This is a genomic window from Pseudomonas sp. H1_D04, from assembly GCF_054683855.1.
This window is the reverse complement of the sequence record NZ_CP162826.1, coordinates 363469-377756: the sequence shown is the minus strand read 5'-3', so window position 1 is coordinate 377756 and position 14288 is coordinate 363469. Positions and strand designations below refer to the sequence as shown.

At 56.8% G+C, this 14288-nt stretch carries 14 protein-coding genes and 1 pseudogene; 8 read left to right on the top strand and 7 right to left on the bottom strand.

The features are described from left to right. Positions 1 to 24 precede the first annotated feature (24 nt). The gene (locus AB4N82_RS01860) at positions 25 to 714 is read left to right on the top strand and encodes a response regulator (protein ID WP_032888961.1); all 690 of its coding nucleotides are present in this window, start codon (positions 25 to 27) and stop codon (positions 712 to 714) included. A 22-nt stretch (positions 715 to 736) separates the two neighbouring features. Here AB4N82_RS01860 and AB4N82_RS01855 read toward each other — a convergent pair whose 3' ends face one another. Next, on the bottom strand, positions 737 to 1774 hold the full coding sequence (locus AB4N82_RS01855) for a patatin-like phospholipase family protein (RefSeq protein WP_032888962.1): 1038 nt from the start codon (positions 1772 to 1774) through the stop codon (positions 737 to 739). Between the two features lie 218 nt (positions 1775 to 1992). Here AB4N82_RS01855 and AB4N82_RS01850 point away from each other — a divergent pair, with 218 nt between their 5' ends. The 3 genes from AB4N82_RS01850 (at position 1993) to AB4N82_RS01840 (ending at position 3966) form a co-directional block, all read left to right on the top strand. Beyond that, positions 1993 to 2271 (top strand): hypothetical protein, encoded by a 279-nt coding sequence (locus tag AB4N82_RS01850; protein ID WP_032888964.1) that lies wholly within the window; start codon positions 1993 to 1995, stop codon positions 2269 to 2271. A gap of 45 nt (positions 2272 to 2316) precedes the next feature. Beyond that, positions 2317 to 3078 carry a CHAD domain-containing protein gene (locus tag AB4N82_RS01845; protein ID WP_095184210.1) on the top strand — a complete coding sequence of 254 codons (762 nt, stop codon included), beginning with the start codon at positions 2317 to 2319 and terminating at the stop codon, positions 3076 to 3078. A gap of 90 nt (positions 3079 to 3168) precedes the next feature. Continuing rightward, complete coding sequence (locus AB4N82_RS01840; protein ID WP_032888968.1) at positions 3169 to 3966, top strand: acyl-CoA thioesterase; 798 nt, start codon at positions 3169 to 3171, stop codon at positions 3964 to 3966. A gap of 3 nt (positions 3967 to 3969) precedes the next feature. On the opposite strand, the pseudogene AB4N82_RS01835 reads toward AB4N82_RS01840, so the two are convergent. The 3 genes and pseudogenes from AB4N82_RS01835 to AB4N82_RS01825 form a co-directional block, all read right to left on the bottom strand. After that, positions 3970 to 4331: pseudogene (locus AB4N82_RS01835) on the bottom strand (DUF962 domain-containing protein). 99 nt (positions 4332 to 4430) lie between these two features. Further along, positions 4431 to 5912, bottom strand: coding sequence for a methyl-accepting chemotaxis protein (locus AB4N82_RS01830; RefSeq protein ID WP_099601452.1), 1482 nt, complete (start codon positions 5910 to 5912; stop codon positions 4431 to 4433). A 96-nt stretch (positions 5913 to 6008) separates the two neighbouring features. Next, entirely contained in the window at positions 6009 to 6815 is an 807-nt protein-coding gene (locus AB4N82_RS01825) for a TatD family hydrolase (protein ID WP_032888971.1), read from the bottom strand. A 236-nt stretch (positions 6816 to 7051) separates the two neighbouring features. On the opposite strand from AB4N82_RS01825, the gene AB4N82_RS01820 reads away from it, so the two are divergent. The 3 genes from AB4N82_RS01820 to AB4N82_RS01810 all read left to right on the top strand — a co-directional run bounded on the left by AB4N82_RS01820 (position 7052) and on the right by AB4N82_RS01810 (position 9580). Continuing rightward, on the top strand, positions 7052 to 8473 hold the full coding sequence (locus AB4N82_RS01820; protein WP_032888973.1) for an MltF family protein: 1422 nt from the start codon (positions 7052 to 7054) through the stop codon (positions 8471 to 8473). Between the two features lie 104 nt (positions 8474 to 8577). Beyond that, positions 8578 to 9012: a DoxX family protein gene (locus AB4N82_RS01815; RefSeq protein WP_032888975.1), complete on the top strand. Its 435-nt coding sequence runs from the start codon at positions 8578 to 8580 to the stop codon at positions 9010 to 9012. A 259-nt stretch (positions 9013 to 9271) separates the two neighbouring features. Next, complete coding sequence (locus tag AB4N82_RS01810; protein ID WP_032888977.1) at positions 9272 to 9580, top strand: hypothetical protein; 309 nt, start codon at positions 9272 to 9274, stop codon at positions 9578 to 9580. A gap of 4 nt (positions 9581 to 9584) precedes the next feature. Here AB4N82_RS01810 and AB4N82_RS01805 read toward each other — a convergent pair whose 3' ends face one another. Genes AB4N82_RS01805 through AB4N82_RS01795 form a run of 3 tightly spaced genes read right to left on the bottom strand, consistent with a single transcriptional unit; the run spans position 9585 to position 12994 of the window. Next, a complete protein-coding gene (locus AB4N82_RS01805) occupies positions 9585 to 11330 on the bottom strand; it encodes a GldG family protein (RefSeq protein WP_460104246.1) in 1746 nt (581 codons plus the stop codon). A 15-nt stretch (positions 11331 to 11345) separates the two neighbouring features. After that, on the bottom strand, positions 11346 to 12071 hold the full coding sequence (locus tag AB4N82_RS01800; protein WP_099601454.1) for an ABC-2 transporter permease: 726 nt from the start codon (positions 12069 to 12071) through the stop codon (positions 11346 to 11348). Then, positions 12068 to 12994 (bottom strand): ATP-binding cassette domain-containing protein, encoded by a 927-nt coding sequence (locus AB4N82_RS01795; RefSeq protein WP_122764960.1) that lies wholly within the window; start codon positions 12992 to 12994, stop codon positions 12068 to 12070. Before AB4N82_RS01795 ends, AB4N82_RS01800 begins: the two co-directional genes overlap by 4 nt. Before the next feature lie 209 nt (positions 12995 to 13203). On the opposite strand from AB4N82_RS01795, the gene AB4N82_RS01790 reads away from it, so the two are divergent. Beyond that, positions 13204 to 14187, top strand: a complete 984-nt coding sequence (locus tag AB4N82_RS01790; protein ID WP_122764961.1) for a hypothetical protein — start codon at positions 13204 to 13206, stop codon at positions 14185 to 14187. Positions 14188 to 14288 lie beyond the last annotated feature (101 nt).

The window sequence follows — 14288 nt, the reverse complement described above, 5'->3', positions numbered from 1 at the left end:
CTCCACGGATTTTGATGGGACACCATGAGCCAGACCGCGACGATTTTGGTCATTGATGACGAACCGCAGATCCGCAAGTTCTTGCGCATCAGCCTGGCCTCCCAGGGTTACAAAGTGATCGAGGCGGGCACCGGAAACGAAGGCTTGGCCCAGGCGGCCTTGAGCAAGCCGGACTTGCTGGTGCTCGACCTAGGCTTGCCGGACATGGACGGCCAGCAAGTGCTGCGTGAGTTTCGCGAGTGGTCGACGGTGCCGGTATTGGTGCTGTCGGTGCGCGCCAGCGAAGGGCAAAAGGTCCAAGCCCTCGACGGCGGCGCCAATGACTATGTGACCAAGCCTTTTGGAATCCAGGAGTTTCTCGCCAGGGTTCGCGCGCTCCTGCGCCAGGCGCCCGCAGGTGAGGCGCAGGAAGCGGCGTTGAGTTTCGGCCCGCTGACGGTCGATCTGGCCTATCGCCGTGTGCTGCTGGACGGTGTCGAAGTGGCGCTGACTCGAAAGGAATATGCCGTGTTGGCGCAGTTGGCGCGGCACTCAGGACGGGTGATCACCCAGCAGCAACTGCTCAAGGATATCTGGGGGCCGACCCATACCGAGGACAGTCACTACCTGAGGATTGTGGTGGGCCATCTGCGCCAAAAACTGGCGGATGATCCGACTCAGCCACGCTTTATCGTGACCGAGGCGGGGGTCGGGTATCGGTTGTTAGGCGGTTAGAGTCTGGCGCCTGTCGAAGCACTCAGGGCTGTTCACTTTCATAGCGGTCCAACGTATCGCTGGCAATTTCGCGCCCCAAAGCGATCAACTCCGGCGCCTTGTAGAACTCGAAAAACCGGCACACCCGCTTCGGCACGTTGATCAATACATCCGGCGGATAGCCCGCAATTTTGTACTGAGCCAATGACGTCTGCATCACCTCAAAACTCTGGTTGATCAGGTCCAGCAACGACGCCGGCCCCACGTTATCAATGATGAACGAACCGGTCGCCGACTTCGGCGCCCCGGGTTTTTCCGGCGCAGCGGCGGGTTGTTGGGACTCGGGCTCAGCCGAATCCAGCCAAGGGTTGATCTCGGCCGCCTGGGCCTGCAACGCTTCCTGCTCCAGCTTCATTAACTGCTCGGCTTGCTTACGACGAAACGGCAGGTGCGAGCCGAGTGATTTCGCCAAGCTGTTGAAGCGGCTCTTGAACGCCGGCGGACGTTGGATCACCGGCAATTGGTAGTGTTTCTGGTTGGTGGCGTTGAGGTTGACTGCGATGATCAAGTCGCAATGGCTCGACACCACCGGCACGATAGGCAGTGGGTTAAGCAGGCCGCCGTCCACCAGCATGCGGTTACCTTGCATCACTGGGGTGAACAGGCTGGGAATTGCGGCCGAAGCGCGCATGGCCTGATGCAGACAGCCTTCCTGAAACCAGATTTCCTGCTGGTTGGTGAGGTCGGTGGCCACGGCCGTGTAGGGAATGCGCAGCTCCTCGATATTGATCTCGCCGACGATCTTGCGGATCTGTCCGAAGACCTTCTCGCCACGAATCGCTCCCAGGCGAAAACTCACGTCCACCAGACGCAGCACGTCGAGGTAATCAAGGCTTTCAATCCAGTTTCGATACTCGTCCAGCTTGCCCGCGGCGTAGATCCCACCCACCACCGCGCCCATGGAACAGCCAGCGATACAGGCAATGTCATAGCCGCGCCGTTCAATTTCTTCGATCACTCCGATATGGGCGTAGCCCCGGGCTCCACCGGAGCCCAGCACCAAGGCAACACGTTTCTTCATGGTCCATATCCTTTGATCGGCAGGTCCCCACAATGCACCCATTGAGGGGGCCGCTTCAATCTTCGCTGAACTGCGTAATATTTTTCCAGAATAGCGAGTAGGCTCGGGTATGCTCTGGCAATAGGTACTATCGATTTCAGGCTAAGGACAAGGCACTTTTTGTTGTAGGCAACGTCTACAACCGTACGACTGTTTTTCTTTATTTTGAGGTGTCATTGATGAAAGCCTGGATGTGTGTGCCTGTGATTCTGTTGGCCCTGGCCGGTTGTGCCGGGAAAACCGCTTACCGCGACAGCTGCGGCGCGCAATTGGACGCTGCCTGGAAAGAACTGGACCTGGCCAAGGCCGAAGGTTTCGCCGGTACCGTCAGCTATTCCAAGGCGTTGTCCCTCTTGACCGGTGCGAAGACACAGCAACAGTTTGAAGCGTTTGAAGGCTGCTCCAATAAGGCTGAGAAGGCACGGTTCTATATTCGTGAGTCGCGCGCCGGGCGTTGAGCCATGGGCAGCAAGTAGGATTTTTCATCAAAAGGCGGGGGCAGGATGTCAGCGTTGGTTGATCAGTTAGTCGCTCAGGTCATTGGCCTGGAAGTAGGGTTGCTGAGCTGCCAGGCTCGCCTCGCCGCCGTCACCGACGATGAAGCGCTGCATGACTTGCGCACCACCGTGCGGCGCCTGCGCAGCCTGTTGCGACCCTTGCGTGGGTTGCCAGGCGTCGAACAGCTCGAATTGGCTGCCAGCACCGTTGGCCGATTGACCACCCCCCTGCGTGATCGTGAAGTGCTGGCTGCTTATCTGCATCAGCATGGTCATCACGAAGCGGCAGATCGGCGTCTGCGCCTACAGCCCGATGCGTATCGCCAGGTAGCGCAAAGTCCGGAGTTGGCGCACTTGCTGCAGATTCTGGATGCTTTCCCACGCTTTATTCGCGCCTCCCAACATCAGAAATTGCTCAAAGGCCTGCGCTCGCGCATCGAGAAGCGGCTGGCCAAGCAATGGAAAACCCTCGGTGAAGCCCTCAAGGATCCCGGCCATGATCGCCACCGTCTGCGTTTGTTGATCAAGCGCGTGCGTTATGCGGCCGAGGCGTATCCGGAACTGGACAAACTGCCCGCTAATGCCATGTCGCGCCTGAAGAAAGCCCAAGGTGCCCTGGGCGATTGGCATGATTGCTGGCAGTGGCTGGCCCAGGCTGAACATCAAGCGGATCTGCAACCGTGTGTGGCGGTATGGCACAAAACCATGGCGAAAGCCGAGGGACAGGCGGATCGGGTGCTGGACAAGCTCAGCGCGGATTGTTTCTGAATCGGTCCGGTTTTTGGCCGGAATACGCGCTGTACCTCACCTGCACGATGGTTAAGATCCCTCATCTGTTTCCTTTGACCTGAGGTCGCCATGCGCTTTAGTGATTTGCTCGACGCTGCCCGTAGCCACCCGCTGGATGTCACCATCCCCGCCGAATGGGCCCAAGGTCGCGCGACGTTTGGCGGGCTGGTCGCCGCTTTGCAATACGAAGCACTGCGTGCCCAAGTGCCTGCGGATCGACCATTGCGGTCGTTGGCAATAACCTTCGTGGGGCCGGTGGCGCCCGATGTGCCCGCCAGTTATCAAGTCGAAGTGTTGCGCGAAGGCAAGGCAGTCAGTCAGTTGCTAGGCCGCGTCGTTCAGAACGGTGAAGTGGCGACCCTGGTGCAAGCCAGTTTCGGCGCATCCCGTGAGTCAGAGATAGATGTGGCAAGCGACGCGGCGCCGGTGTTCAAACACTGGGAAGAGTGCCAGGAGTTGCCCTATATCAAGGGCGTGACGCCTGAATTTATGCGTCACTTGGCAATGCGCTGGAGCGTCGGCGGCCTGCCATTCACCGGTAATAAGTCCCGCGAAATGGGGGGCTGGGTTCGCCTGCGTGGGGATGTGAAAGAAGAGCCGTTGACCGAGGCGCATATCCTCGCCCTGGTCGACGCCTGGCCGCCGGCATTGCTGCCGCACCTGAAGAAACCGGCACCGGGCAGCACCCTGACCTGGACCATCGAATTCATCCAACCGTTGCAGGATCTGACCACCCTCGATTGGTGTCAGTACTGCGTCAACATCGAACACGCCCGCGACGGCTACGGCCATGCTGCCGCTGCGCTGTGGAGCCCTACTGGCGGATTGATTGCTATCAGCCGCCAGACTGTTGTGGTATTCGCTTAAGCATCAGTGCAGATGGCGCTGGCGCCAGGCGCGCCGCCCGCCACTGCTTGACACAACGCGCGCAGAGGTCACGAGCTGCTCAATTACCAGGCGCTCACCGCCTGTTTGCGGTCACTGAACGGCTGACTCGCCTGGGCTTCCAGGCTGTGACCATGACGCTGCAATGCCATGCCGGCCAGAATGCCGACTACGCCAACGGCGAAACTGGCCAGGCTCAGACTAAAGGCCCCAGAAACGATCAATAGAAAGCCAACGATAAACAGCGGCACGGCGATCAGGTTCAAGGCCAGGTTCGTTGGGTGCTGGTGCGTCTGCGGGTAGCTATGCCATTGCCAGGCGGGGAGATTGGGATGACGTTTGCCCATGATGGTGATTCCTCTGTCCGTTGAAACAACATGGAGAGAGTTTAGGTGGGGGCGGGCGCGTGGGCGAATTGGGGCTCGCTATGGGGCTCATAGCCAGTCCTACAGTTTCAATTGCCCAATCGCCTTGCTCAACTCCCCTGCCAACGTCGCCAGTTCATTGCTGGTCGTTGCCGAATCCACGGTTTGTTGCACGGTGTTCTCGGTCACATCGCGGATACTGACCACTGCGCGGTTCATCTCTTCGGCCACATGGCTTTGCTGTTCGGCGGCAACGGCGATTTGAGTGTTGCTTTCACGCATCTGCGCCACGGCACCGGTGATTTCGGCGAGTGCGGCACCGGCTTCCTGGGCTTGTTGCACGCAGTCGTCGGCCTTGAACGAGCTTTCCTGCATAAAGTCCACCGCGTCGCGGGTACCGGCTTGTAGCGCTGAAACCATACGGGTGATCTCGTCGGTGGAGCTTTGCACGCGCTTGGCCAGATTGCGCACTTCGTCGGCGACTACTGCGAAGCCACGGCCCATTTCTCCAGCGCGGGCAGCTTCGATAGCGGCGTTGAGGGCGAGCAGGTTGGTCTGTTCGGCGATGCTGTGAATCACGCTGACCACACCGTTGATTTTCTGGCTGTCTTCAGCAAGCTTCTGGATCATTACGGCAGTTTGTTGCACGCCGCTGGAGAGTCCGGCAATCGAGTGTCTTACCCGAGTCACCACTTCCTGGCCGCTACCGGCGAGGGTGTCGGCGGATTGGGACAAATCTCGCGTGGCGCCAGCATGTTGGGCGATGTGGTAGACGGTGGCGGTCATCTCGTTGATGGCCGTGGCGGCCTGGTCGGTTTCGCTTTGCTGGCCGAGCATGCCGTGCTGCACCTCATTCATGCTGCTGGCCAGACGTGCAGCGCCTTCGTCCAGTTGCCGAGCGGTGCGCGCCACGGTGCTGACCACGCGCTGGTAGCCAGCCTGCATGGCATTGAACGCGCTGGCCATCTGGCCGACTTCATCCTTGCAGGCCAGGGGGACGCGGGCCGACAGGTCGCCGGTTTTCTCCACGTGCAGCATGACATCCTTGAGCGTGTTGAGCTGACTGAGCAGGAAGCGGATCAGCAGTTGCGAAGCGCCAAGCATCACAAGCATCAGGATTGCGACAGCCACAGCGTAATTAGCGAAGCGGTCGCTGAAGACCTGGCTCAAGCTTGGCGCGTAGGCAAGTACGCCAATGTATTGCCCATCCGGGCGGGCAATGACTTCAGCGCCTATCAATGGATTTTCGCCAAACAGCGGCATGTGATTGAGTTCGACCCAGCCGGTGGTGGTGCTCAGGGCTGACAGATCCAAATCGCCCAACTGTGGGACTTGGCCTCGGGCAAACGTCAGCCAATGCGCGTCCTTGGGGAGCGGCTGGTTGGTTGGCCAGGCCCCCAGCAATCGGCCCTGGGCCTGCGCCGAAACCTGGGAGGCTGTGCTGCGCGCTTGTTGTTCGAGCTGCACGGCGTACAGCACCAGCAGCAGGGTGGTGATGAAGGCGACCGCGTTGACGGCCCAGAATTTGTACTTCAGCGAGATATTGCTAAGCCAGGCACCCATGTAAGGTTTTCTCTGATAGCGGAAACAGCATTGGCAAGGTGCCATTATTGTGCCGCTACTCAGAAAACCGGTTTTGACATGGGTCAATGCGCCGCATCAATCCAAGGTCGGCAACCCAAAAAAAGCGCGTGAACAGGCAGTGCTGTGGTCGGCCAAGTCTTGCGCGCTTTCGTTGCGGTGCAGGGCGACTTCGCGCAGTACTTCCGTCAGATAAGCCGGTTCGTTACGACCGTTTTTCGGCTTGGGGCGCAGGGTGCGCGGCAGCAGGTAAGGCGCATCGCTTTCCAGCATCAGGCGGCCCCGGGGAATTTCTTTGACGAGTGGGTGCAGGTGCGTCCCACGGCGCTCGTCGCATATCCAGCCGGTGATGCCAATGTGTAAATCGAGGTCGAGGTAGCTGAACAGCGCCGCCTGTTCGCCGGTGAAACAATGCACTACGGCGGCGGTGAGGTGGTCGCGGTAGTCCTTGAGGATCTCCAGCAGGCGTTGGTTAGCGTCACGCTCATGGAGAAATACCGGGAGCTTTAGCTCGACGGCCAGGGCCAGGTGTTCTTCCAGGACTTTTTCCTGTTGCGGGCGCGGTGAGAAATCCCGGTTGAAATCCAGGCCGCATTCGCCCACGGCACGTACGCGGCTTTCGCTGAGTAAACCGCGCAAACGCTGGGCGCTGTCGCCGTTCCAGTCGCTGGCGGAGTGGGGGTGGATGCCTGCGGTGCTGAACAGGCGTTGGCCGCTTTCGTCGAGGTTGACGCACAGTTCCAGAGCCTGTTCGCTGCCGTCGACGCTGGTGCCGGTGAGTACCAATTGCTGCACGCCGGCGGCGTAGGCGCGGTCGAGAACGGCCTGGTGCTTGTCGTCGAAACTGGGGTTGGTCAGGTTGACGCCGATATCAATGAGTTGCATGGTGCTATCTCCGCCTGCGGCCGGAAAGCATATCAGAGCTGTAGATTTATAAGAAAAACGAATAACTACAATGAGTTATAGCTGTCTTTGAACGTCGCAAGTGACATCGTGTTTGGCTGAACGTCCTGCACTGTGCCACCGTTGCACGCAAAGCCTGCGCATAAAGCGCTCTGTTTCTGACCTCCACCGCGTCGTTTTTCGCGAGCGCGTTGGCCAGTATTCTTTCCGGAGAGCGGATGATCCGACCCTCGGCGTTGCTTATGTTGTGCCTGGCGTTACTGTTGCCTTTGGCGGCGGTTGCGCGTCTGGACGGGCCGCTGGAAGTGACCAAGCCTGGCAAGGTCCGTGACTTGGCGGAGATTCGTTCAAGTCGCACCCTTCGGGTATTGGTCAACCAAAGTCGCAACAGTTCCGGCGAAGTGCAGGGCCAGGCCATCGGTGTTGAATACCACCGCCTACGCGCCTTCGAGCAATACCTCAACGGTCACGCCCGTGATGGCCAGGAAATAAACCTCAAGATAATCCCCAAGGCCAAGGATCAATTGCTCGGCGCGCTGGCCCGTGGTGAAGGCGATCTGGTTGCTCCTGGCGAGTTGCTTGATGTGAAAGCTGCTCACAAAATCAGCACCAGTAGCCCGATTGCCAGCGCTGTACCGTTGTGGCTGGTGGGGGTGAAGGGAGAGCGGCGTTTTACCAAGTTGGAGCAACTGTCAGGACGAACGCTGGCGCTGACCACTGGCAGTGCGGCAGCGGATGCCATCAGCCAGGTCAATCAGAAGCTGGCCCTGCACAAGCAGCCACCGGTGAAGGTGGAATGGGTGGACCCGACCCTGGCAGTGGAGGACGTTCTGGAAATGGTGCAGGCGGGGATTTTCCATCTCACCATTGTCGAGAAACCGATTGCCGAACGCTGGTCTAAGATCCTGCCCAAGTTGCGCTTCGACAAACAAGTCGTCATTAGCGAACCCGGCGATGAATACTGGTTTGTTCGCCAGGACGCTTCGATGCTGCGTGCAAGTATTGATCGCTTTCTCAAGACCTATCGCACGCCTTCCGACCAGGACGTGGCGTTTCAACGCATTTATCGACGCCTCTACCAGGTGCGGAACCCACTGGCCCGCGCCGACCGCCAGCGCCTGGAAAAGCTGCGGCCAGTGCTGCAAAAACATGCCCGCGAGCAGGGCATGGACTGGCTTAACCTTGCAGCGCTGGCTTTCAAGGAATCCGCCTTCGATCCTGGCGCGCGCAACAGCGGTGGTCCTACCGGCTTGATGCAGATCACACCCTCAGCGGCCCAGCGGGTTGGCGTCAACAATATCGAAAGTCTCGACAGTAATGTGCAGGCGGGCGCGCGTTATCTGGCGTTGATCCGTCGCAAGTTCTTCGCCAGCCCCAAGCTCAACGAGCGTGAGCGCATGGCTTTTGTACTCGCGGCCTACAACATGGGCCCGGAGCGCGTGCAGGGTATGCGCACCGAGGCCCGGCGCCGGGGATTGAACCCCAACCAATGGTTCTTCCAGGTGGAGCGCATTGCCATGGAACAGGTGGGAATGGGCGGCGTCAGCTATGTTAATAGCGTCAACAAGTACTTCTTGGCGTTCGATCGGGAGCGTGAGTCCCTGGAGCCGCCAGCACCGAAAATTGCCTCACGGAAGTAATCGATTTTATCGATATTAATCAGGCATTTTTTTCGGCTTTTATCATTGTTTAAACTGATTAATATAGCGGCCAACCAACCCCTACTTCAAAAAGGATTTACTCCATGAGCCCAATGATCAAAAGCCTACTGTCCACTCGTGCCGGCTACGGTCTGACCATCCTGCGCATTGTTGTTGGCATCATCTTCGCCGCCCACGGTTCGCAAAAACTCTTCGGTTGGTTTGGCGGCTACGGCTTGGCGGGCACTGCCCAATGGATGGAAAGCATCGGCCTGGCGCCGGGTACCCTGATGGCGCTGCTGTCGGGCGGAACCGAGTTTTTCGCCGGCCTGGCCCTGATCATCGGTCTGCTGGTACGCCCTGCTGCGTTGGGCCTGACCATTCTGTCGGTGGTGGCGATCTTCTCGGTGCATATCCATAACGGTCTGTTCATGGCCAACAATGGTTACGAGTTCGCATTAGCCTTGTTGGGCGGGTCCGTGGCAGTGCTGCTGGAAGGTGCCGGTAAACTGTCTGCCGACCGTGCAATAGCCAACTGACCCCTCTGCAACACCTGAAGAGGCCCGCCATGTGCGGGCCTTTTCGTTGCTCGGGATTCTTGACATCGGCCATCCGGCTTCTCTAGGATGCTGCCCATGCGCCGATTTAAACAGCTAATTGCGGGGCGCCACTGGGACTCGATGCAGCCCGACAGAAGCCTGTTCTCCCCTGAGGAAACAGCTTCGAAATACCGCTAAAGCGCTGGTTCGGTGTTGCCTCTCACCTGCCCGCAGACTTTTGAGGCAGAGACACGACACTATGAATGCACTACGCCCCCTGATACGCCTGGCTCCGATCACTGCGGACCTTACTCAACGCAATCCGAAAATCCTCTTGGGCGGTAAGCACCAGCCCACGCTGTTGCGTTACCTGGACGGCTGGCCACGTCGCACCGGGCGGCCTTCGGCTTTCCTGATCCAGTTTGTCGAAGATGGCGGTTCCCTGGCCCGTTTTGCGAGTAATAGCTTCGACCTGGCAGTTATCCAGGCGCCCAGTGCCAGCGACGCGGCTGAAGTGATTCGTCAACTCACACGTATTGCCCGGCAGGGGCTGATTGCCAGGCGTTGAGGGCTCAGGAGAGTCCGACACTCGCCTGTAATCGGCGCCGTTTATTCCTTACAAAAACCACCCAAGCGACTAGACAGAGCACGCCCGGGATTGCCAAGGTCACGAACAGCTTTATCGCGAGCTCCAGGCGATGCACCTCAGCGTGCGTCTGAGCCCTCAAAGCGTGTAATTCCATGGGTAAGCGCAGGCGCTCCTTGTTGAGCGCCACCAATTGGGGGGTGGTGTCCACTGCTTGGGAGCCGAGGGGGGCTGCCGGTGGGTTCAGCATTTGCCATTCCTGTTCCGTTCGTAACAGACGCCGTTCCAATTCAGTCGCCTTCTGCTCGTAGGCTTGTTCGGCGTTGTCGCGTATCCGCTCCATCATGTTCTTCGATCTGTCCATCGGTGCGCGCGGGCGGATGTTGGTCAGTGAATCGCTTGCGGACAGGTTATCCAGCGTATTTAAGATAAAGACTGCGTTGCTGTCAGGCGCTGAGCTATTGATGTGATCCGTGAGCAAATCAGTGTCGGCCACCACCACCACATGGATCTGTGCCGCTTTTTGCAAACCTGCGGGCTGCTCCTTAATGCCATCGGGGAATGCTGAGTAGGCTGGCCCCTCTATACGAGCTGCAATCACATGGTGTTGCGCCCGAGTGGATGCGTTATCGGCCGTTGAGTCGATCTCATGTGCTGAGGTAAATCGGTTGGTTTCCAGCAACCTGGATTGCCCGGAACTTTGCAGAAGCGGGGTGAGGGTGGTGCCGCTTTTTTTGCGATGAAAAAGCGCACCACTGCTCGATACCGTCACAGTATTCAGTTTCCAAGTGCTGATGTCGTGCGTGTTCATTGCCTGCCGAGGCAGCTTCAATCTGCCCGGATACTGCACTGGGAGCTTACCCAGCTCAGGTGCCGCCGATTCCGCGTAGCGGTGGTCGATTAGAAACTTGTCTGCTGGCATCTCTACGCCCCAAGCGGAAAGCACCTCTGTCAGACGGGTATTGGCGGACGTGATGTTCGAACTTTGCTCAGGCATGGGGTCGATAAACATCATCAATTTACCGCCCCTCAACACAAATTGTTCAATCCCATACAACGATTGTTCGGGCAGCGCTTCAGGACGCACGACCATAAGCGTTTTGACGTGTTCCGGTATGCGCTCGGTGGTCGCCTCCAGATTGACCAGGTTGAAATGACGCTGCATTTCCGTCACCAACTGGCCTGCATAGTCTCCCATCGCTAAACCAGACAATAGTCCGATAACGGGGCGGTCTGGGTACTGCAACTTATAGATCAGATGGCTGATTTCATATTCGAGCAATGGCTCCCGGTCCAGGCTGAATGATTCAATACGTTGCGCTCCGTGGCCGGCTCGGGTGCCGATCAGCCCCAGAAATCCCGACTGGTCGTCGAGACCGAAAAGCCTGGCTTTGTAGGCGTCTTCTGAAAAAGATCCGGGATCAATAAGGTGCAGATTGATCATACCCTTCGCTGCTTTTTCGTATTCCCGCAACCGGTCTTCTATGTGCTTGCCGTGGCGCTTTAGGGCGAAGCTTCGTTTCGGGTCGTTATTGGTATTGAAGTAATACAAGTCCATTGGCGACTCAAGCGACGAAAGTAATTGTCTAGCGGGTGGGGAGAGGGTGTGGACCTTATGTCGCGAAAGATCCCATCGAATATCAGGAATTTTCGCTATCCAAACTAAGTTGAACGCTAGAAATAATAACAATATGACAGTGAGTGTAATGCCTGTGCGCAGAGTAGGTTGCATGGAGGGCTTTCCTTCTCAGCGGTGTCGGTAATTGAGGGTTACTGTCGTGGCTGTGAGGAAGGCGACTATTATACTAATGAAGTAAAGGATGTCGCGAAGCGTAAACTTTCCGTTGTCAATAGCGCTGAACCTTGAAAAAGGGCTTAGGGAGGCCAGGCTGTCTATTGCCCAGATGGGCGCCTGATGCTCTAGTGCATCAAGCAAATAAGAAAGAGCGCTGGAGGTGAGCAGCAAGCCTACTGTCAGTATGAAAAGGACAGTGCGCTGAGGCAGCAGTGTGAAAATAAACAATCCGACAGATAAATAACTGCCTGCCAGCAGCCAGCTAGACATAAATTGCGAGGCAATAATATTGTTGTCTGCATTACCCATGTAGTTGGCAATGATGACGAGGGGGAACGCCAACATCAGGGCCATGCCCACCACGGCCCAGGCTGCTAGAAATTTTCCAACAACCCATTCATGCGTCGTGACGGGCACTGTTTTCATCAGGTCGAGAAAGCCTGCATTGGACTCGTCCGACCAAAGTTGCGTCGCGAGTGAAGGAATCAATAATAGATATAGCCAAGGGTGCAACTGGAAAAAAACCTGCAAGGTATTGATGTCGTGTTCAGGCCACGGACTCATGTGCAACCCGAGTGCCACGTAAAGCACTGAAAAAATGGCAACGCTCAGATAAGTGCCGGGTGTGCAGGCGTAGTGGAGAAGTTGACGCTTGAAAATGACTGGCAGCAGTTTCAAAGACGGGCCTCACGGCTCAGATGATGAACCACATCGCTCAGTCGACCGGGCTCTAGGTTCAGTGAGTTGATTTTCCATCGGCGATGGGCAATGAGTGCATTGATGTGGGGGTAGATGGTGTGTCCCGGCATGGCCAGGACGGTCACCGTACCGGGTGCATGCCGATGCTCTTCGATCCCTGCCACACCTGGCAGTACGGCTAGAGCCAACAAGTCCAACGGAGCGTCTGCGGCGAGGGTGACCGCCTGAAAATGACGAGAGTTGCGTTGCAAATCTGGCATTGGGGTGTCGGCCACCAGGCGATTGCCTGCGATAACCAGCGCGCGAGTACAGAACTCGGACAATTCATCGCAGTGGCGGGAGGCGACGATCACTGTCATGTCTTGTGTCAACGACTGGATGAGCGCCCTGAATTTGTGTTTTTGATCAGGTGTGAGCCCTTCAGTTGGCTCATCGAGTAACAGCAGCGTAGGGGTGTGCAAGATGGCTTGGGCGATGGCGACTTTGCGCTTAAGGCCGATCGACAGCGCATCAAGGGGCGCGTTGAGCACCGATGACAATTCCAATCGTGCAGCAGCCTGTTCAACCTTTGCGCGCTTTTCGGTGCCGCGAAGTCCGCGGATGGCTGCGATGTAGTCAAGGAACTCTTTAACCAGCATCGTCGGGTGACTGACACACTTGTTAATTTGGTAGCCGACTATCTTTTTTACTTTATGCGATTGGGTGGTTGTATCGATACCTTGGATGTTGATATGTCCGCTGAAGGGGAGTGTCGAGCCTGAGATTAAATCGAGAAGTGCTGTTTTAACTGTAGGATTTTCTCCGAATAGTCCCAGGCATTCATGTTTGCAGGCGCCAAATGAAAAATTGTTGATTATTGTTTTCTTGTTTAGATGTTTTATCAGGTTGGTTATTTTGATCATTTAGTCTGGTGCGCGCAGGGCGAAGATGTTGAAAAAGAATACGAGCAATAGTGGTTTTTGGGAACTCCGATAAGCATTAATAGGAAAAGTCCTACGTGCACGCTAGGCAGGTCGCTGGAACAATTGTTTTGTGTTTGTAATCTCTAACTGCCTAGTGTTTGTCTGGGAGTTGTAGAGATTTTCCGAATGTCTAATGAGACCTGATTATCATGATGCTTCTACGTACTCTTGTTCTTGAACGCGATGGCCAAGATACGCCGGTCAACGGGGCGTTGCTCTGTGGATTTGCTGTTGGTCAGATTGCTTCAAACTTTCTTGTTTATAGCTTGGATGAAGAGGTGGAGCCGGCGAGTTCAAGAGTCTATATCGCAACCCTGCGCAAAAAACTCGATCGGTATTTTCTGGATGGGGTAGAGTCCAAGGAAGACTTACAGGTGGCAATGCAAGTTTTTAAGCAGATTCTTACATCGGCGTCGGGTATTAAGACCGGCAGTGTTACCGACACTCAAGTTTCTTATCATTTTCTCGATTTGAAAGGGTGCAAACTGCCCCCTGCGAGGCCTGAAGAGCATCATTCGGTGACCATCAAGAAGGCCCTGGTGATGAAGGTGATCACCCTGGGAATGTCTGCTCCGGTGATGCCACCCATCGAAAGCGCTTCATTGATTGTGCCTTCCATTCGCTTCTCGTCGAAAATGAGTGCGCCTCCCAGGGACGCGGACCCAACCGAGCCTGCTCAGTTGCCAGTAAATGAACAGACGCCAGAAGAGCCAAGGCAGATGCCAATCAATGAGCCGGTGACCGTGTTGCGGACTGCACCAGCCGTAATGAATGAGCCAGACGCTCCGGTGCAGCCAAAGCAACTGGCGCCAGCAGACCGCTGCAACCTGTTCGAAGTGGACAGTACGCTGACCAACCTTGCTCGTGTCGCTCAGGAACTCACCCAACAAAAACTCGCTGCAATGGAACGCGAAACAGCCCTTGATCAATGGCAGGCCCGATTGCAGCAAGAGCAGAGTCAATTGGATGAAAGGACCCGCGAATTGGAACAGCGCACCACTCAGTTGCATGACCAATCGTTGGCCGTCAGTCAGCGGACCGAAGCCCTGAAAGTGATGACTTCGCAAGTGTCGGATTTACGCCAGAGTTTGCGCGGTGTGCTGCTTGAGCTGGATCAGACCCTGGATGGTTAGACTGCCCTGGCTACTTTCCCGGGTTCATTTATCATCAACCCCAGCGAACCGACGTCAGGGAGTTATTGCCTGGCCTATCGGCATCTATGGACATTGCCTGG

Bases quoted from the DNA above. Each gene is read 5' to 3' on its own strand.
- AB4N82_RS01860 (WP_032888961.1), top strand. From the start codon at position 25: ATGAGCCAGACCGCGACGATTTTGGTCATTGATGACGAACCGCAGATC.
- AB4N82_RS01855 (WP_032888962.1), bottom strand. From the start codon at position 1,774: ATGAAGAAACGTGTTGCCTTGGTGCTGGGCTCCGGTGGAGCCCGGGGC.
- AB4N82_RS01850 (WP_032888964.1), top strand. From the start codon at position 1,993: ATGAAAGCCTGGATGTGTGTGCCTGTGATTCTGTTGGCCCTGGCCGGT.
- AB4N82_RS01845 (WP_095184210.1), top strand. From the start codon at position 2,317: ATGTCAGCGTTGGTTGATCAGTTAGTCGCTCAGGTCATTGGCCTGGAA.
- AB4N82_RS01840 (WP_032888968.1), top strand. From the start codon at position 3,169: ATGCGCTTTAGTGATTTGCTCGACGCTGCCCGTAGCCACCCGCTGGAT.
- AB4N82_RS01830 (WP_099601452.1), bottom strand. From the start codon at position 5,912: ATGGGTGCCTGGCTTAGCAATATCTCGCTGAAGTACAAATTCTGGGCC.
- AB4N82_RS01825 (WP_032888971.1), bottom strand. From the start codon at position 6,815: ATGCAACTCATTGATATCGGCGTCAACCTGACCAACCCCAGTTTCGAC.
- AB4N82_RS01820 (WP_032888973.1), top strand. From the start codon at position 7,052: ATGATCCGACCCTCGGCGTTGCTTATGTTGTGCCTGGCGTTACTGTTG.
- AB4N82_RS01815 (WP_032888975.1), top strand. From the start codon at position 8,578: ATGAGCCCAATGATCAAAAGCCTACTGTCCACTCGTGCCGGCTACGGT.
- AB4N82_RS01810 (WP_032888977.1), top strand. From the start codon at position 9,272: ATGAATGCACTACGCCCCCTGATACGCCTGGCTCCGATCACTGCGGAC.
- AB4N82_RS01805 (WP_460104246.1), bottom strand. From the start codon at position 11,330: ATGCAACCTACTCTGCGCACAGGCATTACACTCACTGTCATATTGTTA.
- AB4N82_RS01795 (WP_122764960.1), bottom strand. From the start codon at position 12,994: ATGATCAAAATAACCAACCTGATAAAACATCTAAACAAGAAAACAATA.
- AB4N82_RS01790 (WP_122764961.1), top strand. From the start codon at position 13,204: ATGATGCTTCTACGTACTCTTGTTCTTGAACGCGATGGCCAAGATACG.